Annotated in this window: 21 protein-coding genes and 1 other RNA gene; 9 read left to right on the top strand and 13 right to left on the bottom strand. The window is 63.3% G+C overall.

What is annotated here, in order from left to right:
- Nucleotides 1–41 precede the first annotated feature (41 nt).
- From ACGYLQ_RS02335 to ACGYLQ_RS02320, 4 genes are read right to left on the bottom strand one after another with little or no spacing between them, the layout of a single operon-like run.
- The gene (locus tag ACGYLQ_RS02335; protein WP_394440157.1) at nucleotides 42–1,622 is read right to left on the bottom strand and encodes an ABC transporter ATP-binding protein; all 1,581 of its coding nucleotides are present in this window, start codon (nucleotides 1,620–1,622) and stop codon (nucleotides 42–44) included.
- Entirely contained in the window at nucleotides 1,619–2,725 is a 1,107-nt protein-coding gene (locus ACGYLQ_RS02330; RefSeq protein ID WP_394429409.1) for an ABC transporter permease, read from the bottom strand. The genes ACGYLQ_RS02335 and ACGYLQ_RS02330 overlap by 4 nt, the downstream gene beginning before the upstream one ends.
- Nucleotides 2,725–3,816, bottom strand: a complete 1,092-nt coding sequence (locus ACGYLQ_RS02325) for a microcin C ABC transporter permease YejB (protein ID WP_067268603.1) — start codon at nucleotides 3,814–3,816, stop codon at nucleotides 2,725–2,727. The genes ACGYLQ_RS02330 and ACGYLQ_RS02325 overlap by 1 nt, the downstream gene beginning before the upstream one ends.
- A gap of 9 nt (nucleotides 3,817–3,825) precedes the next feature.
- Nucleotides 3,826–5,754, bottom strand: a complete 1,929-nt coding sequence (locus ACGYLQ_RS02320) for an extracellular solute-binding protein (RefSeq protein WP_394440155.1) — start codon at nucleotides 5,752–5,754, stop codon at nucleotides 3,826–3,828.
- 266 nt (nucleotides 5,755–6,020) lie between these two features.
- Here ACGYLQ_RS02320 and ACGYLQ_RS02315 point away from each other — a divergent pair, with 266 nt between their 5' ends.
- Entirely contained in the window at nucleotides 6,021–7,274 is a 1,254-nt protein-coding gene (locus ACGYLQ_RS02315) for a GAF domain-containing protein (protein ID WP_394440153.1), read from the top strand.
- 41 nt (nucleotides 7,275–7,315) lie between these two features.
- Here ACGYLQ_RS02315 and ACGYLQ_RS02310 read toward each other — a convergent pair whose 3' ends face one another.
- Both ACGYLQ_RS02310 and ACGYLQ_RS02305 read right to left on the bottom strand, forming a co-directional pair.
- Complete coding sequence (locus ACGYLQ_RS02310; RefSeq protein WP_394440151.1) at nucleotides 7,316–8,137, bottom strand: alpha/beta fold hydrolase; 822 nt, start codon at nucleotides 8,135–8,137, stop codon at nucleotides 7,316–7,318.
- A 124-nt stretch (nucleotides 8,138–8,261) separates the two neighbouring features.
- Nucleotides 8,262–8,762 (bottom strand): c-type cytochrome, encoded by a 501-nt coding sequence (locus ACGYLQ_RS02305; RefSeq protein ID WP_394440149.1) that lies wholly within the window; start codon nucleotides 8,760–8,762, stop codon nucleotides 8,262–8,264.
- A gap of 154 nt (nucleotides 8,763–8,916) precedes the next feature.
- On the opposite strand from ACGYLQ_RS02305, the gene ACGYLQ_RS02300 reads away from it, so the two are divergent.
- Complete coding sequence (locus ACGYLQ_RS02300) at nucleotides 8,917–9,774, top strand: prephenate dehydratase (RefSeq protein ID WP_394440147.1); 858 nt, start codon at nucleotides 8,917–8,919, stop codon at nucleotides 9,772–9,774.
- 21 nt (nucleotides 9,775–9,795) lie between these two features.
- On the opposite strand, the gene ACGYLQ_RS02295 is transcribed toward ACGYLQ_RS02300, so the two are convergent.
- Nucleotides 9,796–10,269 (bottom strand): SRPBCC family protein, encoded by a 474-nt coding sequence (locus ACGYLQ_RS02295; protein WP_067268594.1) that lies wholly within the window; start codon nucleotides 10,267–10,269, stop codon nucleotides 9,796–9,798.
- A gap of 72 nt (nucleotides 10,270–10,341) precedes the next feature.
- Nucleotides 10,342–11,310 carry an NAD(+) diphosphatase gene (gene nudC, locus ACGYLQ_RS02290; protein WP_394440145.1) on the bottom strand — a complete coding sequence of 323 codons (969 nt, stop codon included), beginning with the start codon at nucleotides 11,308–11,310 and terminating at the stop codon, nucleotides 10,342–10,344.
- 165 nt (nucleotides 11,311–11,475) lie between these two features.
- Here nudC and ACGYLQ_RS02285 point away from each other — a divergent pair, with 165 nt between their 5' ends.
- A complete protein-coding gene (locus tag ACGYLQ_RS02285; RefSeq protein WP_394440143.1) occupies nucleotides 11,476–13,320 on the top strand; it encodes a 5'-nucleotidase C-terminal domain-containing protein in 1,845 nt (614 codons plus the stop codon).
- Nucleotides 13,321–13,357: 37 nt separating this feature from the next.
- Nucleotides 13,358–13,455: signal recognition particle sRNA small type (gene ffs, locus ACGYLQ_RS02280), an RNA gene on the top strand.
- 130 nt (nucleotides 13,456–13,585) lie between these two features.
- Here the strand turns inward: ffs and ACGYLQ_RS02275 are convergent.
- Entirely contained in the window at nucleotides 13,586–14,419 is an 834-nt protein-coding gene (locus ACGYLQ_RS02275) for a neutral zinc metallopeptidase (protein ID WP_394440141.1), read from the bottom strand.
- A 63-nt stretch (nucleotides 14,420–14,482) separates the two neighbouring features.
- On the opposite strand from ACGYLQ_RS02275, the gene ACGYLQ_RS02270 reads away from it, so the two are divergent.
- From ACGYLQ_RS02270 to recR, 4 genes are all read left to right on the top strand, one after another.
- Nucleotides 14,483–14,845: a YidH family protein gene (locus ACGYLQ_RS02270; RefSeq protein ID WP_394440139.1), complete on the top strand. Its 363-nt coding sequence runs from the start codon at nucleotides 14,483–14,485 to the stop codon at nucleotides 14,843–14,845.
- Between the two features lie 77 nt (nucleotides 14,846–14,922).
- On the top strand, nucleotides 14,923–16,689 hold the full coding sequence (locus ACGYLQ_RS02265) for a DNA polymerase III subunit gamma/tau (protein WP_394440137.1): 1,767 nt from the start codon (nucleotides 14,923–14,925) through the stop codon (nucleotides 16,687–16,689).
- Nucleotides 16,690–16,740: 51 nt separating this feature from the next.
- Nucleotides 16,741–17,085 (top strand): YbaB/EbfC family nucleoid-associated protein, encoded by a 345-nt coding sequence (locus ACGYLQ_RS02260; RefSeq protein WP_007118099.1) that lies wholly within the window; start codon nucleotides 16,741–16,743, stop codon nucleotides 17,083–17,085.
- 54 nt (nucleotides 17,086–17,139) lie between these two features.
- Nucleotides 17,140–17,733: a recombination mediator RecR gene (recR, locus tag ACGYLQ_RS02255; RefSeq protein WP_067268574.1), complete on the top strand. Its 594-nt coding sequence runs from the start codon at nucleotides 17,140–17,142 to the stop codon at nucleotides 17,731–17,733.
- Between the two features lie 75 nt (nucleotides 17,734–17,808).
- Here recR and ACGYLQ_RS02250 read toward each other — a convergent pair whose 3' ends face one another.
- The 3 genes from ACGYLQ_RS02250 to ACGYLQ_RS02240 form a co-directional block, all read right to left on the bottom strand.
- Nucleotides 17,809–18,987: a type III PLP-dependent enzyme gene (locus tag ACGYLQ_RS02250; protein WP_394440135.1), complete on the bottom strand. Its 1,179-nt coding sequence runs from the start codon at nucleotides 18,985–18,987 to the stop codon at nucleotides 17,809–17,811.
- Between the two features lie 186 nt (nucleotides 18,988–19,173).
- Nucleotides 19,174–20,295 (bottom strand): endonuclease/exonuclease/phosphatase family protein, encoded by a 1,122-nt coding sequence (locus ACGYLQ_RS02245; RefSeq protein WP_394440133.1) that lies wholly within the window; start codon nucleotides 20,293–20,295, stop codon nucleotides 19,174–19,176.
- Between the two features lie 119 nt (nucleotides 20,296–20,414).
- Nucleotides 20,415–21,194, bottom strand: a complete 780-nt coding sequence (locus ACGYLQ_RS02240) for a DUF1013 domain-containing protein (protein WP_067268570.1) — start codon at nucleotides 21,192–21,194, stop codon at nucleotides 20,415–20,417.
- 123 nt (nucleotides 21,195–21,317) lie between these two features.
- Between ACGYLQ_RS02240 and ACGYLQ_RS02235 the strand changes: the two genes are divergently transcribed.
- A complete protein-coding gene (locus tag ACGYLQ_RS02235) occupies nucleotides 21,318–21,962 on the top strand; it encodes a ribonuclease T (RefSeq protein WP_394440131.1) in 645 nt (214 codons plus the stop codon).
- 162 nt (nucleotides 21,963–22,124) lie between these two features.
- Here ACGYLQ_RS02235 and ACGYLQ_RS02230 read toward each other — a convergent pair whose 3' ends face one another.
- On the bottom strand, nucleotides 22,125–23,135 hold the full coding sequence (locus ACGYLQ_RS02230) for an NAD(P)H-quinone oxidoreductase (protein WP_394440129.1): 1,011 nt from the start codon (nucleotides 23,133–23,135) through the stop codon (nucleotides 22,125–22,127).
- Between the last annotated feature and the right edge of the window lie 37 nt (nucleotides 23,136–23,172).

Genomic DNA, 23,172 nt, shown 5'->3' with positions numbered 1-23,172 from the left:
GGCAGCGCCCCCCCTACCCTCTCCGCAAATGCAACGCCCGCTTACCCTGCCGCCTGCAACAGGTTCCGCGTGTATTCCGTCTGCGGATTGTCATAGAGCGCGTCGACGTCCCCATATTCCACCACGTCGCCGCGTTTCATCACCATGACCTTGTGCGACATCGCCCGCACCACCTTCAGATCATGGCTGATGAAGAGATAGGCCAGCCCGTATTTCGCCTGCAAATCCCGCAAAAGATCAACAATCTGCACCTGCACGGTCATGTCCAGAGCCGAGGTCGGCTCGTCCAGAACCAAGAGCTTCGGCCGCAGCACCATGGCGCGGGCGATGGCGATGCGCTGGCGTTGACCGCCGGAGAACTCATGCGGGTAGCGGTCCATCGTCGCGGGGTCGAGCCCGACCTCGGTCATCACCTCGGCCACCAATTCGCGCTTGTCGCGCCCCTTGTCGATCTTGTGGATCGCCAGCCCCTCACTGATGATCTGGAAACAGGTCATCCGCGGGCTGAGCGAGCCGAAGGGGTCCTGAAAGACGATCTGCATGTCGGCGCGCAACCGGCGCAGCTTCTTGGTCGACCATTTGCGCAGGTCCTCGCCGCGAAAGGTCACCTCCCCTTCCGAGCCGATGAGCCGCATGATCGCCAGCGCCGCCGTGGTCTTGCCCGAGCCGCTTTCGCCCACGATGCCCAAGGTCTCGCCCGCGCGGATCGACAGGCTGGTGTCGTTGACGGCCTTCACATGGCCCACGGTCCGGCGCAGCAGGCCCTTCTGAATCGGGAACCAGACCTTGAGGTTGTCGGTGCGCAGCACTTCGTGCGCATCCTCTTCCACGGGCGCGGGCGCACCGGTGGGCTCGGCGCCGAGCAGTTTGCGCGTGTAGGGGTGCTGCGGGTTGTCGAAGATCTCGGCTGTCGGCCCTTCCTCGACCACCAGCCCCTTTTGCATGACGAAAACCCGGTCCGCGATGCGCCGCACGATGCCAAGGTCATGGGTGATGAACAAAAGCCCCATGCCCATCTCGTCTTTCAGATCCTTCAACAGGTCGAGGATTTGGGCCTGAATGGTCACGTCGAGCGCCGTCGTCGGCTCGTCCGCGATCAGGATGTCGGGCTTGTTGGCCAGCGCCATGGCGATCATCACGCGCTGCCGCTGCCCGCCTGACAACTGGTGCGGATAGGCGTCCATGCGGCTTTCCGCGTCGTTAATGCCGACCTGCTGGAGCAGTTCCAGCACCCGCTCCCGCGCCGCCTGTCCTTGCAGCCCCTGATGCAACGCCAGCGATTCCGCCAGTTGCTTCTCGATCGTGTGCAGCGGGTTGAGCGAGGTCATCGGCTCTTGGAAGATGAAGGAGATGTCGTTGCCGCGCACGTCGCGCAGCAGCTTGTCGTCGGCGCCGATCATCTGCTGGCCGTTGTAAGTCACCGACCCGCTCACCTCAGCGCTTTCGCCCAGCAGCGACACGGTCGACAGCGCCGAGACCGACTTGCCCGAGCCGCTTTCGCCCACCAGCGCCACCGTCTCGCCCCGGTTCACGGCAAAGCTCACCCCGCGCACCGCCGGGATCAGCTGCCCGTCCTGCCGAAAGGAGACTTGCAGGTCTTTGACGTCCAACAATGCAGTCACGAGAAGGTCTTTCTGGGGTCGAATGCGTCGCGGATGCCCTCGAAGATGAAGACCAGAAGCGACAGCATGATGGCAAAGGTAAAGAAGGCCGAGAAGGCGAGCCACGGCGCCTGAAGGTTCTGCTTGGCCTGCAGCGTCAACTCACCCAGCGAGGGCGCCGAAGACGGCAGGCCGAAGCCGAGGAAGTCGAGCGTCGCCAGCGTGGAGATCGTGCCGGTGATGATGAAGGGCAGCATGGTCAGCGTCGCCACCATGGCATTGGGCAGCATGTGGCGCAGCATGATGGTGCCGTTGCCGACCCCGAGCGCCCGGGCCGCGCGGACGTATTCGAGGTTGCGCGCACGCAGGAACTCGGCCCGCACCACGCCAACCAATGCAGTCCACGAAAACAGCACCAGCAGCACGACCAGAAGCCAGAAACTTCGGCCCAGAATGGCGAACATGATGATGATGACGTAGAGCGACGGGGTCGAAGACCAGATCTCGATAATGCGCTGGAAGATCAGGTCGAGCCAGCCGCCGAAGAAACCCTGCACCGCGCCCGCGAGGATACCGATGAGCGAGGCCGCCCCGGTCACGATCAGAGTGAAGACCACCGACAGGCGGAAACCATGGATCACGCGCGCCATGACATCGCGTTTGGTGCCATCGGTCCCCAGCCAGTTCTGCCCGTTGGGCGGCAGGGGTGCGGCACCGGGGCGGTCCACGGCGGTGTCGTAGGAATAGGGAATGACAGGCCAGAGCGCCCAGCCTGTCTCGATCGCCTCGCCCTCGATCTCGCCATCCTCGGCGTCGAGGATGTAGCCCTCCGGATCGTCGAAACAAAGGTCCAGCCCGCCGGTGGCGATGAGGCATTGCACCTCGGGATCGCGGTAGGCGGCCTCGGTCTGGAAGTCGCCGCCGAAAGCGGTCTCAGGGTAGAAGTTGAAGATCGGCGTGTAGTATTCGCCGCGATAGCTCACGAGGATCGGCTTGTCGTTCGCCACAAACTCGGCCAGCAGCGAAATCCCGAACAGAATCGCGAAGATCCACAGCGACCAATAGGCGCGCCGGTTCGCGGTGAAATTGCGCCAGCGGCGCTGGTTCAGCGGAGAGAGCGCCATCAGCCTTCCCTCTTCTCAAAGTCGATGCGCGGGTCGACGAGCACATACATCAGGTCCGACAGGATACCGACGACAAGGCCGATGAGGCCAAAGATGAAAAGCGTGCCGAAGACGATCGGATAGTCACGCGCCACCGCTGCCTCGAAGCCCAAACGCCCCAAACCGTCGAGGCTGAAGATCGTCTCGATAATGATCGACCCGCCGAAGAAGACCGAGATGAACACCGCCGGAAAGCTGGCGATCACGATCAGCATCGCGTTGCGGAAGACATGGCCGTAGAGGACCTTGCTCTCGGACAGGCCCTTGGCGCGGGCGGTGATGACATATTGCTTTTTAATCTCGTCCAGAAAGCTGTTCTTGGTCAGCAGCGTCAGCGTGGCGAATGCCGAGATCGTGGAGGCCAGCACCGGCAGGGTGATGTGCCAGAAATAATCGGCCACCTTGCCCAAGGGGCTGAGGCTGTCGAAATTGTCCGAAGTCAGGCCACGCAGCGGGAAAATCTGCCAGTAGGAGCCGCCGGCGAAGAGCACCAGCAGAAGGATGGCGAAGAGGAACCCGGGGATCGCATAGGCCGCGATGATCGCGCCCGAGGTCCACGTGTCAAAGCGCGAGCCGTCGCGCACTGCCTTGCGGATGCCCAGCGGGATCGACACCAAGTGCGCGATTAGCGTCGACCAGAGCCCCAGCGTGATCGACACCGGCAGCTTTTCCTTGATCAGATCGATCACGCTGATGGCGCGGAAGTAGCTCTCCCCGAAATCCAACCGCATGTAGTTCCACAGCATGTGAAAGAACCGCTCCACCGGGGGTTTGTCGAAGCCGAATTCTTTCTCCAATTCCTCGATCAACTCGGGCGGCAAGCCGCGCGCGCCGACATAGGTGCTGTCGGACCCGCGGGCCATGGTATCGACCCCGGCGTCATTGTTGCCTCCGGCGAAACCGCCGAAGACGTCACCGCCGCCCTGAATCCGGGCGATGGCCTGTTCCACCGGGCCACCGGGCACGAATTGCACCAGCGCGAAGTTGACCAGCATGATGCCGAACAACGTCGGGATCACCAGCAAAAGCCGTCTGAGGATATAGGCTCCCATTTGGTCGCCTTACCGCAAGGCGCCCGAGGCGCGCAACTGCTGGGCGGCCTCTTCGTCATACCACCAGAAATCGAGGTATCCCAAAGCGTAGGGCGGGATCTCGGGGTGCTCGTACTGGTCGTAATAGGCGACCCAGTAGCTGTCGTTGTACCACGTCGGGATCATGAAGAACTCGTGCCGCAGCGCCCGGTCGAGGGCCATGAGGGCGGCGTCTTCCTCCTCAGCCGTTTCGGCATCAAGCGATGCCTCGATGATCGCGTCCACCAAGGGGCTGGCGAGGCCTGCCGGGTTGAAGAGCGAGAACTCCGCCGCTTCCGAGCCGTAGCGTTGCGCCAACCCGGTGCCGGTGCCAAGGAAGGCGGCGTAGCCATCGTAGATCATGTCGTAGTCGCGGTCGCGCTCGCGGGCGGTGTATTGCGAACTGTCCACCTTCTCGAGCCGCGCATCGATGCCGATGGAGGTGAGGTTGCCGACGAAGTTCTCGATGACCGCCGATATCGTCGGCGAGCCGGCGGAGTTCATCAGGAAATTCAGCCGCAGGGGCTCGCCCGCCTCGTTGACGCGCATGCCGTTCTGCACGGTCCAGCCCGCCTCTTCCAGCAGCTTGGAGGCGCGGCGCGCGTTGCGGCGGTCCAACAGGCGCGCGGGGTCCGAGCTATGCGGCACCACGGCGGGCTCGCTCAGCAACTCCTCCGCCACCAGATCGCCGAGGCTTTCCAGAAGCGCCAGTTCCGCCCCCTCGGGCGCGGCCCCGGCCATCAGCGGCGTGTCTTGGGTGAAAGAGGCGCGGTGGCTGAACAGCCCGTATTGCAGCGACTCGTTGGTCCATTCGAAGTTGAACATCAGCGCCACGGCCTCGCGCACGCGGCGGTCTTGCAACGTCTCGCGGCCCAAGTTGAAGATGATGCCCGAGGGCGTGGGCGGTGAGCCGTCAGGCAGTTCGGCCTTCACGATGGCACCGTCACTCACCTTGGAGAAGTCATAGCCTGTGGCCCATTTCTTGGAGTCCCCCTCGGCGCGGAAGGTGTATTCGCCAGCCTTGAAGGCCTCGAAAGCCGAGGTGTCGTCGCTGAAGATTTCCAACCGGATACGGTCGAAGTTCATGCGGCCACGGTTGATCGGCAGGTCCTTGCCCCAGTAGTCCGGGTTGCGTTTCAGCACGATACGCTTGGTCAAATCGACGCTTTCGACCATGTAGGCGCCCGATCCGGGGGGCGGGTCCATCCAGCTATCTTTCAGGGTATTGCCGGTCTCCTCGAACCAGTGTTTCGGCCAAGCAGGCACGCCGCCCACCGTCTCGATCAGGCTGCGGCGCGAGATGCCGTCGGCGAAGTGGAACTTCACCGTGTGATCATCCAGCGCCTCGACCTTGGGAATGCGCTTGCGCACCGCGTCGGCGTAGGATTTCAGCCCCTCATCCAGCAGCAGGTTGTGCGAAAACACGATGTCATGCGCCGTCACCGGCGTGCCGTCCGAGAAACGCGCCTCGGGGCGCATGTGGAAGGTGACCCAGGATTTGTCCTCGGGGTATTCGAGGCTTTCGCAGAGCAGGCAGTAGCTCTCGCCATAGACGTCCGCCGGCAGCGGCTCACCCGAGGGCGCCTCTCCCAGCAGGCTCTCGAAACCGAAGATCGAAAACAGATGCGCGCGGCCCTTGCCGGAATAGGGGTTCATCGAATCCAGCGTGCCGACGAAGGGGATCGAGATTTCCCCGCCCTTGGGCGCATCGGGGTTCACATAGTCGAAATGCTCGAAATCCGCCGGATAGGTCAGATCGCCGTAGAAGGAATAACCGTGGCTTTTGATGATCTTCTGCTCCTGTGCCGCGGCGGCACCGGCCAGCAGGGCCGCCACCATCAGCGTCAGCGTCGCGAGCCAGAGCGGCAGGTCATCAATGACCGAAGGACGGGTCGCGGCGCGGGTCTGGGCACGGGGCATAGGTCACTCCTTGGCGTGGCGTAGTCCGGATAGGCGTCATCTAGGCTAACGCTGTGCGACGCCAAGATACAAGTTGCGAATATGTAAGGTTGCCCCGCACGGGCGGTCCACCGCAAAGCATGCCCCGCGGATTGGCGGTTTCCCCCGCCCCCGCTCGCGACATAGTGTAGCCCGCTGCCCCTGTATCTTCGCGGCCCAGCCCGTTTGTCGCCCTAAAGTTAACAGATTCTTCACTCAGGTTAACGATGCGTAAACTGGAGCTGAACATGAGAACCTACCCGATTCCCTTTAACGAAGAAGCCCGTCTGCGCGCCGTTTTCGATGTGCCCGGCCTCACCGCCGAGAACGAAGCTCTGTTCGACACCATTTGCGAGGCCACCCGCCGCCTGCTTGACTGTCCGATCGCACATATCAGCGTCGTGGAGGCAGGTACCCAGTGGTACAAATCCGTGCTCGGCTACCCGCTGGGGCCGATGCCGAAAGATACCGGGTTTTGCAGCCATACAATCATGTCGGACGCGCCGCTGGTGATTCCCGACCTCAGCAAAGACCCCCGGTTCGCGCGTCACCCCATGGTCGCCAAGGGCGGCCCCGAGGCGCGCTATTACTGCGGTGTGCCGCTGATCCTGTCGTCGGGCCACCGCTTTGGAAGCCTGTGCGCGCTGGACCTGCAACCGCATGAGGCGCCTTCTGAGAAGCAGATCGCCCTATTGGAAGATATGGGCCGCATGGTGGTCGCGGCCCTTGAACGCTCCCAGCCAGACGCGTCCGAGCAAAAGGCCGACAACAGCGCCGAAGCCACTTTCCTGACGCTGGTGGGCCACGAACTCCGCACCCCGCTAACGGTTCTTTTCGGCAGTCTGCGCATGTTGGAGGCCAAGGCCGAACAGGGGGTCAATCCGCTGCTGATCCGCTCGGCCCGCCGGTCTGTCGACCATCTGAGCGCCCTGATCGAGACGATCATTTCCTACAGCAATGTCAGCACCGGCGAGCTGCGCCTGAACGAGCGGAAATGCAACCTGAGCGACCTTCTGCAATCGGTCTCCGCCCTGCATTTCGCCACCACGGATGCGACGCCCAAGACCATCACGCTGCGCGACAGTCTCCCCCTTGAAGAAATGCATATCGACGGCGACCAGATCGAATTGGCGGTCACGGCGCTGGTTTTGAACTCCGTCCTGCATGGCGGCAGTGAGATCGCCTTGGAGACGTTCAAAGACGCCGAGGGCAATATCGAGATTTCGATCATCGACAACGGCTCATTCGATGAGCACGTCGATCTGGCGGAGCTTTACAAACCCTTCGTCGTCGGCGGCATGATGGAGCACCGCAGCACGAAGGGCGGGCTCGGCCTTGGCCTGCCGCTGACCCGCAAACTAATCGAAATGCACGGTGGGGATTTCGAGGTGCATGTGGAAGCGGGCCAAAGCCGCGCCGTGATCCGCCTGCCCGCTTGGCGCTGCGACATCGGCGGGATCGCCGCCGCGAATGCCACCGCCCCGGTGATCGCCGCTCAGTAAAGTCGAAACGGGGCGCGCCGGATGTCGCGCCCCCCGTCCAATCACTGCCCGTCGACCGTGCGGATCAGCGCGTTGATCTCATCCGCCAGCACCTCGGGGTGATCCTCCGGCGTGAAGTGTTTGCCCCCTTCGATCCGGCGCAGGGGCGCATTCAGGTCTTTCGCCAACCGCTCCCCATATTCGATCTTTTGGAAGTCATCCGCAGCCCCCCAGACGATCCGCGCGGGGATATTGAGGGTGGGCAGCTTGTCCGCGATGGCTTTCGTGTCTTCCACGTCCAGCGACTGCGCCTGCCGGACAAAGGCTTCGGCCTCTCCGTGCTGCGCGTAATGCGGGGCGTGGGCGTCAAAGGCCGCCTCGGCGGCGGCGTCGGTTTCATGCCCTTTCGAGAACATCATCTTCAGCAACTGGTGGAATGAGCCATCGGGCGCATGTTTCGCCACGCCGCCGGTCTTGGCCACCGCGCTGACCAGCGGGACAGGCCACGAATCATAACTGATCGCATTGGTCAAAAGCAGCCCGCCGACCATCTCAGGGTGACGCACCGCCGCGATCTGCGCGACCCCGCCACCGAGGTCATGCGCCGCGAGGATCGCGCGCGTGATGCCCTGATCGCGCATCCAAGCGACCAGATAATCCGCCTGTTTGGCGACCGAGATATCGCGCCCTTCGCCCTGCGGGATTGAGGCCCCATAGCCCGGCATCTCCCAAGCGAGCACCCGACGACCCGTGATCTTGGGCGCGACATCCCGCCAAAGCGCGGGACAGGTGGGAATGCCGTGAAGCAGGATCACGGGATCCCCCGCCCCCATCTCTTCCCAACGCATTTCGATTCCATCAACCGTGGTTTTGTGACTTTGCATGGCGCGTCTCCTTTCGGTGTGGACGTTTCATGGCCCAACACCTGCACGGATAAGACGTTCCGCCCCGCCCAAACGCAAAAGCCGCCCCGAAGGGCGGCTTTCTCTCACGCGATGGCGCGGGGTATCAGTTGGAAACGCTCTGCAGGTAAGCGATCACGTCGGCGCGGTCTTCGACCTTACGCAAACCAGCGAAACCCATGGTGGTGCCGGGCGCGTAGCCTTTGGGGCTTTCCAAGAAAGCGCCCAGCTCTTCCGGGGTCCAATCCCCTTCAAGCGAGGTCAGCGCGCCGGAATAGCCAAAACCATCAACCGCGGCGATGTCACGGCCAACGACACCGTCAAGGTGCGGACCAACGGCGTTGGTGCCGTCAACCTTGTGGCAAGCGGCGCATTTGCGGAACACTTTCGACCCGCTGTCGGCATCGGCTTCGGCCATCACGGCTGCAAAATCGATCTCTTCGCCGCCATCGTCACCACCGGCGTCGGCCACTTCGATGACATAGGACGCTTCCCCATGTGCATCGGCGTGGTAAATCTCTTCACCCGCCCATTTGCCCAGCAGAAGTACCAACCAGGCGCCGAATACGCCGGCTGCGATTTTGGTCAGGGTCATTGTATCGAACATGCGTCAGGGTCCATCACTTGGTATTGGCACCATGGGCGGGCCATGGTTCTTGGCATCGTTGCCCGCGTATCTATTGCTTTCCCTTGGCGCAGGCAAGGTGTAGTTACCGCGACCAATTGCCCTTCTCCGCGCCTTTTGCAGCAGGATACGATCCATGACCGCCCAGACCACGCCGCGCATCGCCTTCCAAGGGGCCCTTGGTGCCTATAGTCACGAGGCCTGCCTTCAGGCCTGCCCCGACATGGAACCGGTGCCCTGCCAATCGTTCGAAGGGGTGATCCGGGCCGTAAACGAGGGCCGCGCGGAACTGGCCATGCTGCCGGTCGAGAATACGACCTATGGCCGGGTGGCCGACATCCACCGCCTGCTGCCGAAAAGCGGCCTGCATATCATTGGCGAAGCCTTCGTGCGGGTGCGCATCGCCCTGATGGCCCGCCCCGGCGTGGCATTGGAAGACATCAAACATGTCCGCGCGCATCTGGTGCTTTTGCCGCAGGCGCGCAGCTTTTTGCAGCAACATGGCATCACCTCTGAACCCGCCGCCGATTCCGCCGGGGCCGCCGCCGAACTGGCCGCCACCGAGGGCTGCACCGATGGTGTTCTCGCCGGAGAGGTCGCGGCAGAGATCAACGGCCTCACCGTGCTGGCCCGCGATATTGAGGATATGGACCATAACACCACCCGTTTTCTGCTGATGGCGCCGAAGATCGACCTTTCGCGCCGTGCCGAGCGGATGCTGACCACCTTCGTCTTTGAGGTGCGCAACATTCCCGCCGCGCTTTACAAGGCGATGGGGGGCTTTGCGACCAATGGCGTCAACATGACCAAACTGGAAAGCTATATGGTCGGCGGCTCCTTCACCGCGACGCAGTTCTACGCCGATATCGAAGGCCATCCCGAAGACCCGGCGGTCAAACGCGCGCTGGATGAACTGGGGTATTTCACCAACAAGCTGGAAATTCTCGGCGCCTACCCCGCACATCCCGGCAGGGGCGCGCCGACCGGGATGTGAGGCGGGGCGAGGCGCGCAAGCTCAGACCTTGACGCCGCTGGCGTAGCGTTCTTCCATCCCGCGGGCATATTCCGCCACGCGGTCTTTGTATTTCTGGGTCAGGGTGGTCTTGGCCAGTTTGAGCGATTGCACCCAAAGCCGCGCCGACAGGGTCAGCGGCTTGACCTCAAGCGCCACCAAAACCCGCGTGCTGTTGCGCGACAGGGGCATCAATTCAAAGGACATCTGCCCCGCCAACCCCTGCGACATGCTGTCGATCACCATCTCGTTGGGCCGGTCAAAGGTCACCATCTCTAGCGTCAACTCGCGCCGCTTGCCGCGCAGGGGGAAGACCGCCTTCCATGTCATCCCGACGCCGGGCTGATGCAGGGCATCGGCGCGCTGCACCTCGGCCCCGCGCCGCATCGCCGCCCGCTCAAAGCTTTCAAAATCGCACAACATGTCAAAGACCGCCTCAATCGGCGCTTCGACGTCTTCTTTGGTGGAGAATTTCATTCGGTCCGCTCCAATTCTTCTGCTCGCATTTGCCACCCCCGCCGCTTTGTCCGGGCCCGTCAGCGCGGTGTGTCAGGTCAGTCTATCCGCAAGCCAGTTTTCCAGCAAGAAATGCGCGATGGCACCACGACGAGCGGGCAGAAGCCGCGGGTGGCTTCCGGCAAAGGCCTCCATCATCTCTTCGCGGGTAACCCAAAGCGCGTCTTCGATCTCAACCGGGTCGATGGTCAACTCCCGGCTCAGCGCCTGCCCCGCACAGCCCAGCATGAGGGACGCCGGAAAGGGCCATGGCTGGCTGGAGAGGTAGCTCACCGCGCCGACCTCTACGCCCGCCTCCTCGAAGACCTCGCGCCGCACGGCGGCCTCTACCGTCTCTCCCGGTTCGACAAAGCCCGCCAGCAGGGAATACATCCCCTCCGGCCAACCGGGGGAGCGGCCCATGAGGACCGAGTTTCCGTGGGTAATCAGCATGATGACCACCGGATCGGTGCGCGGGAAATGGGCGCCGCCGCAATCGGGGCAGACCCGTTGCCAGCCGCCCTGCGCCAGATCGGTGGCGCTGCCGCAGCGCGCGCAATGGCGGTGGGTGTCGTGCCAGCCAAGGATCGCCTTGCCGCTGGCCGCCAGTTCGGCATCGCGCGGATCAAGCCATGTCATCACCCGCCGCAATTCGGCAAAGGCCATGTCATCGCCCAGAAGCGGATGGCGCTGTTCGCTGGGGTCAAGGAACGCGCCCAGTTGCGATTGATCCAGATCGGCGGGTTCCCAGCCGGAGATATCGACCGCAAAGCGCGGCGCCCCATCCTCACGCCCCAGCAAGATCGCCGTGCCTTCGGCCTCTTGCAAGACGGGGTGATCCATCGCCAATCGCGCCAAAGCGGCGGGGCGTTCGGGCGCGATCAGCGGCTTGCCGCGCCAAAAGACCACCGCCCGGGCCGCCGGGTCGGCGCGCAACTGCGCCAAGGCTTCCGGATTGCCGCGTATCTCCCCCGCCCGATCAAGGGCCGAGCCTCCAAAGGTTACCGTCTCCGCGTGACGCATGGCGCTCTCCCGATACAGGCCCGATACAGGCTTTTGGCGTTTTGCCCAGCCATGCCACGGCGCATGCGAGAATGGCAATCCCAAGCCCCCTTGCCAGATCGGTTGAAATCTGGTCATATCAAAACATCTTTAAGTTGCAAAATTTAACGAGTACTTTCCTTTTCGGTGAACAGGCGCAGCACATATGCCTCGACCGGTGTCGTTCCCCCTGAGGGTGGCATCCCGGCCGAGGCACGTCTGCGCATACTGGCCACGACGGACCTGCATATGCAGATCGTGGGGCATGACTATGTGGGCGACCGTTCGGTGGGCCATCACGGGCTGGCCGGGATCGCCACCTTGATCCGCACCGCCCGGGCAGAGGCGGCGGAACAGGGGGCCGCCTGTATCCTGCTCGACAATGGCGATCTGTTGCAGGGCAATGCCTTGGGCGACCAACTGGCGCAGATGCCGGTCACCCATACGCATCCGCTCGTCGCCTGTGTGAACCATCTGCATTATGACGGTCTGGGCCTTGGCAATCACGACCTCGACCATGGGCTGCCCTATCTGCGCGCTGTGGCCGGGGCGCTGGACATGCCGTTGATCTCGACCAATCTGCATTTGACCGACCCCGGCCCGCTGCGCCGTTGGGCCGTCGTCTCGTGCCTGCTGCCTGCCGTTGCGGGGCATCCCTCTTCTCGGCTGCGGGTGGGCCTGCTTTCCGTCCTGCCGGGCCGAACCGCGATCTGGAACCGCGAGGTTTTGGAGAATGAGGCCGAGATCATCTGCCCGCTCGAAAGCCTGCGCAGCGCCGCACTGACGCTGCGGGAAGAGGGGGCTGATCTGACCGTGCTGCTGGCCCATATGGGTATCGCCCATGAAGGTGAAATCACCACCGAGGAAGACATCTGCACTTTGGCCCAGATCGACGGGATCGACGCGGTGATCACCGGCCACACACATCTTCGTTTTCCCGGAGAGGACCACGGCCCGCGCGAGGGGGTTGATACGCAGGCGGGCACACTGTCCGACCGTCCGGCGGCGATGCCGGGCTTTGGCGGGTCCGATTTGGCGGTGCTGGATCTGGCTCTTGAACGGGATGCGCAGGGGCGCTGGACGGTGTCGGGCCATCAAAGCCACCTGCGCGATAACAGCACACAAACGCTGGCCGATCCCACGGTGCTGAGCGCGGCCCGGGTCAGCCACATTGGCGTGCGCAGACATCTGGAGGAGGTGGTCGGCCATACCGACACCGCGCTGCACAACTACTTTGCCCTCGCCATGCCCACCCCCATCGACGCGCTGAGCGCCCGTGCACAGGCCGAGGTGATCCGCCAAGGGGTCGCGGGCACGGCGGATAGCGAACTCCCGATCCTCGCCGCCACGGCGGCACATACGGCAGGCGGGCGCGGCGGGCCGGGGCATTTCCTGCATATCCCGGCGGGCGCGGTGCAACGCCGACATATCGCCGGGCTGCTTCCCTATCAGAACGCGGTCTGGGCTCTGCGCCTCACCGGTGCCGACCTGCGACGGCGTTTGGAAAAAGCGGCAGAGGTGTTTGCCCCGCTCGGCAGCACCCCGGGCCCGCTACTCGACCCCTGCCGCCCGCCATTTCACTGCGACACGATTTTTGGCGTTACCTATACCATTGACCCCTGCCGCCCCCGCGGCAGACGGATCACTGCGCTGTCATGGCAAGGGGCACCGGTGAGGCCAGACCAGAAGTTTCTACTCGCGACCAACCAGTTCCGCGCGGCGGGCGGCGGCGGGTTTGACCGCGCGGCGGGGGATGACGTCGCCCTGCGCAGCCCGCTTCCGCTGTCCGACGCGCTGATTGCCGCTCTCGCTACGCCGCAGGCGTGTCCATGGTCCGACGCGCCGCCATGGCGCTTTGATGCGGCGGGGGCGCAGGCGGTTCTCTATACCTCGCCCGAGGCCCTGCCCTTCTTGCAAGACATCGCCCATCTGTCGCCCACCCCGCGGGGGATGACCGCCTCGGGCTTCGCCCAAATCGCGATCCGCTTGTGAGGCTTGCACTTCGCTCCATGCCCTCCTATATGGGCCTTGAGAGGTTGGTGCGGGCAAGCGCCTCGCCAACCCGGTCAGATCCGGAAGGAAGCAGCCGTAACGAGCCCCGCTTGGGTCGTTATCAGCCTCTCACCACCATCGCATTGCGCAGCAATGCAACGCCCCGGAAGTGGCTTCGCAGAAGCGATGAGAGGGGTAGCTTCTCCTAAAAAAAGATGCGTTCGAGAGGCGAGATGCCCCGCCCGTGGGCACCACGGGCATCGCCTCACAACCGATCCGCCTCAAACGTATCGCAGGCCGCAATCTGGCCACTCTCAAACCCCCGCTCGAACCAACGTGCGCGCTGCTCGGACGTGCCATGGGTGAAAGTATGCGGCTGCGGCACCTGACCGGCCTGTCGCTGCAAATGATCGTCCCCGATCATCCGCGCAGCATTCAGCGCCTCTTCGAGGTCACCCTTCTCCATCAAGCCTTCGACGTTCGAGGCCCAGATTCCAGAAAAACAATCAGCCATCAGTTCAAGACGCACGGTCAGGGCATTCGCCTCAACCTCGGAAGCCTGCTGCCGCATCCGGGCGACCTGCGGCAGAACGCCGATCTCGTTCTGCACATGGTGCGCGACCTCATGGGCAATCACATAGGCCGCCGCGAAATCGCCTCCGGCACCAAGACGCTGGTCCAACGTGCGGAAGAACGCGGTGTCGAGATAGGCCATATTGTCCGCCGGGCAGTAAAACGGCCCCGTCGCGCCCGAAGCCCCGCCGCAGGCGCTTTGGGTCACATTCTCAAAAACCACAAGCTTGGGCGGCGTATAGGTTTCACCCAATTGCTCTTGGAAAATCCGGCTCCAGACCTGTTCGGTCGTGGTCAGCACGCGGGCGGCAAAATCGACCTGCGGGTCTTCGCTGTCACTTAGCGGGCGGGACTGCTGGACCTGACCGCCGCCTTGGCCGGTCAACAGCGGCGTCACGTCGATCCCGGTGAAATAGCCAATTGCCATGACTGCCAAAACGCCGACCAATCCAAGCCCCCCGGCCTTGCCGGCCCGTCCGCTGCGGCGGATGACATTCTTGCTCCGCCCAATTCCACCCAACCGCATGAACCATCCCTCGTTATGTCAAAGCCTATTGCCACATGAACGCGCAGGGCGCAGTTTGGTTCAATGAGTGATAAGAATGACCTAGCCGAAGACCGCACCGACTGGGCCGAGGATCGCACGATCCTTGCCAATGAACGCACCTTTGCGGGCTGGATGCGCACCGGCATGGCCGCAGTCGCCGTGGCGATCGGTCTGCGCGCCGTGTTTGGTGAGTTCGAGCCGACATGGGTGGCGAAAGCCGTGGCCTCGGTCTTCATTTTAGCCGCGCTTTACGTCTATTGGGCCGCGCAGGCCTCGGCGGCGAAAACCCAAAAGCGGCTGAGCGACCATCACGCCCATGCCCAGCCCAACAGCCGCATGAAAGTATTGTCGATCCTGCTTGCCTTCGCCTCTGCCGGGGTCGGGGTGATCCTCTGGATGCTCTGAGCCTTCCGCAAGCACGGTAGACGCCACGGCGCGGAGCGCATAGTTTACGGCCTTGACCGAATCCGATCTGGGGCACCATGACAGATACATCCGCCTACCGCGTTCTGGCCCGCAAATACCGGCCCGAAACCTTTGCCGATCTCGTCGGCCAAGACGCCATGGTGCGCACGTTGAAAAACGCTTTCGCCGCCGACCGGATCGCGCAGGCCTTTGTGATGACGGGCATCCGCGGCACCGGCAAGACGACGACGGCGCGGATCATCGCCAAGGGGATGAACTGCATCGGGCCGGACGGCAACGGCGGGCCGACGACTGACCCCTGCGGCGTTTGCGAACATTGCACCGCCATCATGGAAGGCCGCCACGTCGACGTGATGGAGATGGACGCGGCCTCGAACACCGGCGTCGCCAACATCCGCGAGATCATCGATTCGGTGCATTATCGCGCCGCCTCGGCCCGGTACAAAGTCTATATCATCGACGAAGTGCACATGCTCTCGACCGGGGCGTTCAACGCGCTCCTCAAGACGCTGGAAGAGCCGCCGGAACACGTCAAATTCATCTTCGCCACCACCGAAATCCGCAAGGTGCCGGTGACGGTGCTGTCGCGCTGTCAACGGTTCGACCTGCGCCGGATCGAGCCCGAGGTGATGATCGCGCTCCTGCGCAAGATCGCCACCGCCGAGAGTGCCGAGATCACCGATGACGCCCTTGCGCTTATCACCCGCGCCGCCGAAGGCTCGGCCCGCGATGCCACCTCGCTCTTGGATCAGGCAATCAGCCACGGCGCGGGCGAGACCGGGGCCGAGCAGGTGCGCGCCATGCTGGGGCTGGCCGACCGTGGCCGGGTGCTGGACCTTTTCGACATGGTGCTGCGCGGCGATGCGGGGGCTGCGCTAACCGAGCTTTCGGCGCAATATGCCGATGGGGCCGACCCGATGGCGGTGCTGCGCGATCTGGCCGAGATCACCCATTGGGTCTCGGTCGTAAAGATCACGCCCGATGCCGCCGAAGATCCCACAATCGCGCCCGAGGAACGTGCCCGCGGCCAGCAGATGGCCGAGACCCTGCCGATGCGGGTGCTGACGCGGCTCTGGCAGATGCTGCTCAAAGCGCTGGACGAAGTCGCAGCCGCGCCCAACGCGATGATGGCCGCCGAAATGGCCGTGATCCGTCTGACCCATGTGGCCGATCTGCCCTCGCCCGAGGAACTGGTGCGCAAGCTGCAAAACAGCAGCCCGCCCCCGGCCCCCGGCCCCGTTGGCGGTGGCGGCAACGGCGGGGGCAATAGCGCGGCGCAGGGCAGCACCGGCGCGCAGGCCGTGCAACAGGCGCAGCAGCGCATGGCCTCTAACCCCGGCCCGCAGGGACAGACCACGGCACTGGCGCAAGACCTCAACGCCGCGCTGGCCCGCTTTCCGACATTCGAACATGTGGTCGAACTGATCCGCGTGAACCGCGACGTGAAGCTGCTGGTCGAGGTGGAAACCTGCGTGCAACTGGCCGCCTACCAGCCCGGCCGCATCGAGTTTGTCCCCACCGGCGACGCGCCGCGCGATCTGGCGCAGCGGCTGGGGCAGAAACTGCAACTCTGGACCGGCAACCGCTGGGCCGTCTCACTGGTGAACGAGGGCGGGGCCAAGACCATCGCGCAGGTCCGCGATGCGCGTGAACTGGCGCTGAAGAAACAGGCCGAGGACCACCCGATGATGCAGGCGGTGCTGGCGCAGTTTCCCAAGGCCCGGATCACCGCGATCCGCACCCCCGAAGACATCGCCGCCGCCGCCACGGCAGAGGCGCTGCCCGAAGTCGAAGACGAATGGGATCCGTTCGAGGACGGTTGATCCCCCGGCCCCTGCGCCACATATAAACGACAACGCAACAAGGAGACCCAGATGCTCAAGGGATTAGGCGGCCTCGGCGATATGGCCGGGATGATGAAAAAAGCGCAGGAAATGCAGGGCAAGATGGCCGAACTGCAAGAGGAGATGCACAACATCACCGTCGAAGGTGAATCCGGTGCCGGCCTCGTCAAAGCGACCTGTAGCGCCAAGGGTGAGTTGAAGGGGCTGGATATCGACCCGTCGATCTTCAACAAAGACGAAAAGGAAGTGGTCGAAGACCTGATCCTCGCCGCCATCAAAGATGCGCAGAGCAAAGCCTCGGAACGTGCGCAGGCCGAGATGAGCAAGCTGACCGAAGGCATGGGCCTTCCTGCGGGCATGAAACTGCCCTTCTGATCCCGGTGGGGCGGGCCGGTCCCGCCCCTCTTTCAACGCCCATAGGTGCCATTCTTGAGCTCTACCCGCGATATTGACGCTCTGATCGAGCTGATGGCGAAACTGCCCGGCCTTGGCCCCCGCTCGGCCCGGCGGGCGGTGCTGCACCTGATCCGCAAACGCGCACTTTTGCTGACGCCCCTGTCCGACCTGATGCAGACCGTCGCCGCCACGGCACGCGAATGTCTGAACTGCGGCAACGTCGGCACCGCCGACATCTGCGACATCTGCACCTCGGAAAAACGCGCGAACGGAGAGCTTTGCGTGGTCGAAGACGTGGCCGACCTCTGGGCGATGGAACGCTCTGGCGTGTTCAAGGGCCGCTATCATGTACTGGGCGGCACGCTCTCAGCGCTTGACGCCATTGGCCCGCAGGAATTGCGCATCCCGCGCCTTGTGGACCGGATCGATACCGAAGGGGTGACCGAGGTGATTCTCGCGCTCAACGCCACGATCGACGGGCAGACCACGGCACATTACATCGCGGATCAATTGGAAGACCGCGTGCGGCTGACGTCGCTCGCCCAAGGTGTGCCGATCGGCGGGGAGTTGGATTACCTCGACGACGGGACGATCACCGCCGCGATGCAGGCCCGCAAGTCGCTTTAACTCCTAGAATCAAAGCGGGCCGCCCGCTCCTCCCAAAGCAGACGGCCCTTTTCCGGGGCGACGCAGATCGTGCTGTCAGAGCACGATCACATCAAGCGGCGGAAATCCATTGAACCCAACCGAACTGTACGAGCTTGTGTAGGCTCCGCAAGCACGAATCATCACTTTATCGCCATCGCGCAGGGCCAAAGGCAGGTGGATCGGGCGTTTTTCGTAGAGAATATCCGCCGAATCGCAAGACGGGCCGGCCAAAACGCAGGGTCCGGTCTCTTCGCCGTCATGCGGTGTGACGATCTGATAGCGAATCGCTTCGCCTTCAGTCTCGGCCAGGCCCGAGAAACGACCGATATCCAGATAGACCCAGCGGTGCAAATCGTCCGCGGATTTACGGCTGACCAGCATGACTTCGGCAGCGATATGCCCGGCTTCGGCCACCAGACCACGGCCCGGCTCTGCCATCACCTGAGGGACATCGCCAAAGCGGGCTGCAACGGCGCGCATCACAGCGGCGGCATAGGCGCGGGGCGCTTCGATGCTTTCGCCGTAAAAGGCGGGGAAACCACCGCCAAGGTTCAGCAGTTGCAGGTCATGGCCATCCGCACGAGCGGCATGCCACAGCGGCGCCACCTGATCCAGCACCGGGTTCCAAAACTCCGCCTTGCGGGTTTGAGAGCCGACGTGAAAGGACAGGCCGAAGGGCACGAGGCCCACGGCAACCGCGTGGTTCAGCAGCGCGGGCAGCGCCGAACCGGCACAGCCGAACTTCCGGCTGAGCGGCCAGTCGGCCATGGAGTTTTCGACGATCAACCGCAGATAGACCCGCGCGCCCGGCGCATGGGCAGCGATCTTGTCCAGCTCCGCTTCGCTATCCGCCGCAAAGAGTGTCACCCCCGCCGAATGGGCGAAAGCGATGTCAGAGGCGCGTTTGATGGTGTTGCCGAAAGAGATATTCTCGGGCTTCGCCCCTTGGCTCAGGCACAGCTCAATCTCGGCCCGCGAGGCCGCATCAAAGCCGGAGCCTTTGTTGACCAGCAGACGAATGATCTCGGGGGCCGGGTTCGCCTTCACCGCGTAGTGGATATGCGCCGCGCCCAAGCCCTTGTGCAGCGCGTCATATTGCGCAGCCACACGGTCACGGCTGATCACCAGCGTGGGCTTGTCAAAGCTGTTGGCGGCGATATAGGCCGCAGCCGGGTCGGCGTGAAAGGACGGTGCGGCGCGCAGGGCGCCGGGGACTGTAGCATTCATGGTCATCTCCAAAGAGCAGGTGGGGCTGGTTCCCCGCGTGTCGTTTCAAGAGACGTTACCGTCGCTACATAAACGCGGGTCAGTCAGAGTGGGAACTGACCGGCCAGAGGCGCGTGCGTTGGCGTCTGTAACGCGCCACATACGCCGTTTTTGGATTCGTACAAGGGGTAAAATTGCCCCTACGGCAAATTGTTAGTTTTCCTCGTCTTCCCAATCGCTGCCGATGGGGTCGCGGTCTCTTTTCCGTTCTTCTTTGATCATATTCTTGGTCTCCCGCTCTTCTTCGGGGTCGGTTTCTTCGGGGTCGCTCTCGGCGGCTTCGGTCTCGGCCATGGCGAGGACGAACCACATCGGGAAGTGGTCCGACCCGATCTTGTCCAAGCGGTCCATCTCTAGCAGACGAAACTGCGGATCGTGGAAAAGGTGGTCCAAAGGCCAGCGCACCCAAGGCATTGTTGCGCTGAATGTGTTGTACATGCCGCGCCCCACCCGCGGGTCCAAAAGGCCCGAAAGCCGCTGAAAGCGCCGGGTCGTGGTCGACCAAGCCACATCGTTCAGATCACCCGAGACCACGGCGGGAAGCGGGTCCTTCTCAGCCTCGATACCGACCAAGGCGATCTCGCTGTCGCGCCCTTTGGTGTCATGTTCGATCACGGGCGGTTCGGGGTGGACGACGTAGAGGCGGAAATCCTCCCCCACTGGCAGGTGCACACGGGCGCGGATGGAGGGCACCTCTTCGGTGACCAACTCGCGCACCTCGACCTCCGACAGCGGCAGTTTCGACATGAGGCAAAGCCCATAGCCATTGTCGAGCGGCACGTCGACGCGATGCTCGTAGTTCTTGCCCAGACCGTCATTCAGTGCGTCGATCCACGCCTGATCCACCTCGATCGCCATGAAGATATCTGGCACCCGCGCCTCGGCCAGTGCGATCAGCTTGCCATAGTCGCGGTTGGACATTTTGACATTGGCGGCCAGCAGGCTGAAATGCCGGTCCGTCGCGCGGCGCAACTCGGGCGAGGCCGCCAAAGATTGCTTGCGCCACAGCGGGGTGAACTTGGTGATGTAAAGTGCGTGAAGCGCTGCGACCCCCAGCATCAACGCGATCCCGGCCATGCCCAAGGGTGTCGTCACCCCCTGCGACAGGGCGAACCCGATTGCCAGCAACAGCGCCAAGCCGAGGAATTGTTCCCGAGGAAAGGCCAGCCCGCGGATCGCCCCGAAGGGCAGTTTGCTCAGCGGCAGCAGGCTGCCCAGTATCAGCAGCCCCGCCAGTCCCCAGATCACCCAGTCCAATGCCGTTTCCAAATCCATCCCCCGGCGCGCCGCGCCTTTTCTACAAAGCAAAACAGGGCGCCGGAATACCCGACGCCCTGTCATTCTAACACATCTTTACGGCGAAAGTTCCTTTCGCCGCACCGCCCTTAGGGGGCTTAGCCCTTGGCTTTGTCTTCGTCCTCATCATCTTCATCGGTGCTGTCGGGCAGCGAGAAGAAGCTGTCGGCGTCAGAGTAATCGCCCTTGGTGTGGCTCTCTTCTTCCTCGTCATCCGTGCTGTTGCCGGAGAGAGTGAAGGTCTCCAACCCTTCGATGGCTGTGGGGATTTTCGGCTCGCTCTCCATGCCGAGGCTCTGCTCGGTCGAGACGAGTTTGCGGCGCTCGTCGTCGTTCATCACCTCGCCCGCGGCAGCCTTTTTCGCGGCGGCCTTTTGCACGGCGGCGTCAAGCTCGGACTGTTTGCACAGGCCCAGTGCGACCGGGTCGATCGGTTGGATGTTAGCGATGTTCCAATGCGTGCGCTCGCGAATCGCTTGGATTGTCGGCTTGGTGGTGCCCACCAGTTTGCTGACCTGACCGTCGGACAGTTCGGGGTGGAACTTGACCAGCCACAGGATCGACGCCGGGCGGTCCTGTCGTTTGCTAAGCGGGGTATAGCGCGGGCCGCGGCGTTTCTCTTCGCCTTCGGCGGCGGCGTTGAACTTGAGCTTCAGCTTGTGCAGCGGATTGTCCTGCGCCGCGTCGATCTCTTCCTGCGTCAGCTGGTTGTTCGCAACCGGATCAAAACCCTTCACCCCCTGCGCCACGTCGCCATCGGCGATGCCCTGCACTTCGAGTTCATGCATGCCGACGAAATCGGCGATCTGCTTGAAGCTGATGGTGGTGTTGTCCACGAGCCAAACGGCGGTGGCTTTGGCCATAATCGGTTTTGCCATGTCACTCTCCTAAAAACGCAATTTTCCCGTCGCCTGAAAGGCTGTCCTGCTGGGCAGAACGGTCTCCATTGTCGGGGAAGTTGGCGGCTGTATACTGGCTCAAACGTCATAAGGGAAGACCCAATGCGGCCACTGCGCGCCTGTCTGCTGATCCTCGGGCTGATCGCCCCCACCGCCACGCTGGCCGAAGGGGAGCGTTCGGGCGAATTCGACTACTACGTCATGTCCCTGTCATGGTCGCCCAATTGGTGCGAATTGACCGGCGACGCGCGGCAATCCCCGCAATGCGACGCCGCGAAAGACCACGGTTGGACCCTACATGGTCTCTGGCCCCAGTTCACACGGGGATACCCGTCCTATTGCCAAAGCGGCCGCCGCCCGCCCAGCCGTGCCCGGACCGGGGCGATGGCCGATATCATGGGCACCGGTGGCTTGGCATGGCACCAGTGGAAGAAACACGGTTCTTGCAGCGGGTTGGACCCGGCGGATTATTTCGCCCTCTCGCGGGAGGCCTACGCCCGGATCAAGCGCCCCGAGGTCTTTCGCAAGCTCGACCGTACCGTGTCCCTCCCCGCAGCGGTGGTGGAAGAAGCCTTCCTCAAAGCGAACCCGGACCTGACCGCGCAGGGGATCACCATCACCTGCAAGCAAGGGCACATCCGAGAGGCGCGCATCTGCCTGTCCCGCGACCTTGAGTTCATCCCCTGCGGGCCGGACGTTCGGCGGGACTGCACGCTTGATAACGCGCTGTTCACCCCTCTGCGCTAGACCCAACCGGGCCGATAGTCTGGCGAAAGCGGGAGAGGCGTAATTTCCTCCCCCGCATTCAATGCCTTTCGGCTCTCTCTCCAACACGGGTGGTCAGCGTCCCGGCCACCCGTGCCTTCAGTAGACGAATTACTGGTTAACAATTCGTTACTGTCTCAAGTTTTACTGATCTTCTCCGCCTTGCAGTTCACCGCCCACCTTCAGGACGATCTTGCCGATATGGCCGCTGGCTTCCATCCGGCGGTGGGCGTCATTCGCCTCGGACAGGTCATAGGTGCTGTCCATCACCGGCGCGACGCGGCCCTGCTCCAACAGGGGCCAGACATTCTGCAAAAGCTCCTCTGCAATCCGCGCCTTGGCCAGATCGCTCTGTGGGCGCAGGGTCGATCCGGTCATGGTCAGGCGGCGGGTCATCAGCGTGACAAAGTTCACCTCTTGCTTGGCCCCTTGCAGAAACGCGATTTGCACCAGCCTGCCGTCCTCGGCCAAAGCCTTGAGGTTGCGGTTGATATAGCTGCCGCCCACCATGTCGAGGATCACATCCGCGCCACCTTCGGCCTGCACGACATCGACGAAATCCGTGTCCCGGTAGTTGATCGCCACCTCGGCCCCCAGCTTCATACAGGCCGCGCATTTGCTATCGGTGCCCGCGGTCACGAAAACCCGCGCGCCCAAAATGCGCGCCAGTTGGATCGCCGTGGTGCCGATCCCGGAAGAGCCGCCGTGAATCAGCACTTTCTCCCCGGCCTTCAACCCACCGCGCATAAAAAGGTTCGACCAGACGGTAAAGAAGGTCTCAGGCAGGCAAGCGGCCTCTTTCAGCCCCATGCCTTCGGGAATGGGCAGGCAATGCACCGCGGGGGTGGCGACATATTCGGCATAGCCGCCGCCCGGCAGCAGGGCGCAGACCAGATCGCCCGGGGCCAGTGTCGTTACCCCCGGCCCGACTTCGACCACCTCGCCCGAGGCCTCCAACCCCGGCAGATCGCTAGCGGTGGCGGGCGGCGCGTAGCGGCCCGCGCGTTGCAGCGCATCGGGGCGGTTCACCCCCGCATAGGCGACCTTGATGATGACCTGACCGTGTTTCGGCTGGGGCCGCGGGCGGGTGGTGCCTTGCAGAACGTCCGGACCGCCGGGTTCGGTGATTTCGATTGCACGCATGGTCTCTGTCATGTCTGAAGTATCCTCGGGTCTGGTTTCGCCGCAGCCT

It is taken from the genome of Sulfitobacter sp. 1A12779, from assembly GCF_043557315.1.
Classification (GTDB): Bacteria; Pseudomonadota; Alphaproteobacteria; order Rhodobacterales; family Rhodobacteraceae; genus Sulfitobacter; species Sulfitobacter faviae.
Note: the sequence above shows the minus strand (reverse complement) of the source record. Positions and strands in the feature narration are given on the sequence as shown.

Excerpts from the sequence above, each read along its gene's own strand:
- ACGYLQ_RS02235 (WP_394440131.1), top strand. The coding sequence starts at position 21,318 with ATGCGGCCACTGCGCGCCTGTCTGCTGATCCTCGGGCTGATCGCCCCC.
- ACGYLQ_RS02295 (WP_067268594.1), bottom strand. The coding sequence starts at position 10,269 with ATGAAATTCTCCACCAAAGAAGACGTCGAAGCGCCGATTGAGGCGGTC.
- ACGYLQ_RS02325 (WP_067268603.1), bottom strand. The coding sequence starts at position 3,816 with ATGGGAGCCTATATCCTCAGACGGCTTTTGCTGGTGATCCCGACGTTG.
- ACGYLQ_RS02275 (WP_394440141.1), bottom strand. The coding sequence starts at position 14,419 with ATGCGGTTGGGTGGAATTGGGCGGAGCAAGAATGTCATCCGCCGCAGC.
- ACGYLQ_RS02250 (WP_394440135.1), bottom strand. The coding sequence starts at position 18,987 with ATGACCATGAATGCTACAGTCCCCGGCGCCCTGCGCGCCGCACCGTCC.
- ACGYLQ_RS02270 (WP_394440139.1), top strand. The coding sequence starts at position 14,483 with ATGAGTGATAAGAATGACCTAGCCGAAGACCGCACCGACTGGGCCGAG.
- ACGYLQ_RS02305 (WP_394440149.1), bottom strand. The coding sequence starts at position 8,762 with ATGTTCGATACAATGACCCTGACCAAAATCGCAGCCGGCGTATTCGGC.
- ACGYLQ_RS02265 (WP_394440137.1), top strand. The coding sequence starts at position 14,923 with ATGACAGATACATCCGCCTACCGCGTTCTGGCCCGCAAATACCGGCCC.
- ACGYLQ_RS02310 (WP_394440151.1), bottom strand. The coding sequence starts at position 8,137 with ATGCAAAGTCACAAAACCACGGTTGATGGAATCGAAATGCGTTGGGAA.
- ACGYLQ_RS02230 (WP_394440129.1), bottom strand. The coding sequence starts at position 23,135 with ATGACAGAGACCATGCGTGCAATCGAAATCACCGAACCCGGCGGTCCG.
- ACGYLQ_RS02330 (WP_394429409.1), bottom strand. The coding sequence starts at position 2,725 with ATGGCGCTCTCTCCGCTGAACCAGCGCCGCTGGCGCAATTTCACCGCG.
- ACGYLQ_RS02320 (WP_394440155.1), bottom strand. The coding sequence starts at position 5,754 with ATGCCCCGTGCCCAGACCCGCGCCGCGACCCGTCCTTCGGTCATTGAT.
- nudC (WP_394440145.1), bottom strand. The coding sequence starts at position 11,310 with ATGCGTCACGCGGAGACGGTAACCTTTGGAGGCTCGGCCCTTGATCGG.
- ACGYLQ_RS02260 (WP_007118099.1), top strand. The coding sequence starts at position 16,741 with ATGCTCAAGGGATTAGGCGGCCTCGGCGATATGGCCGGGATGATGAAA.
- ACGYLQ_RS02300 (WP_394440147.1), top strand. The coding sequence starts at position 8,917 with ATGACCGCCCAGACCACGCCGCGCATCGCCTTCCAAGGGGCCCTTGGT.
- ACGYLQ_RS02245 (WP_394440133.1), bottom strand. The coding sequence starts at position 20,295 with ATGGATTTGGAAACGGCATTGGACTGGGTGATCTGGGGACTGGCGGGG.
- ACGYLQ_RS02315 (WP_394440153.1), top strand. The coding sequence starts at position 6,021 with ATGAGAACCTACCCGATTCCCTTTAACGAAGAAGCCCGTCTGCGCGCC.
- ACGYLQ_RS02240 (WP_067268570.1), bottom strand. The coding sequence starts at position 21,194 with ATGGCAAAACCGATTATGGCCAAAGCCACCGCCGTTTGGCTCGTGGAC.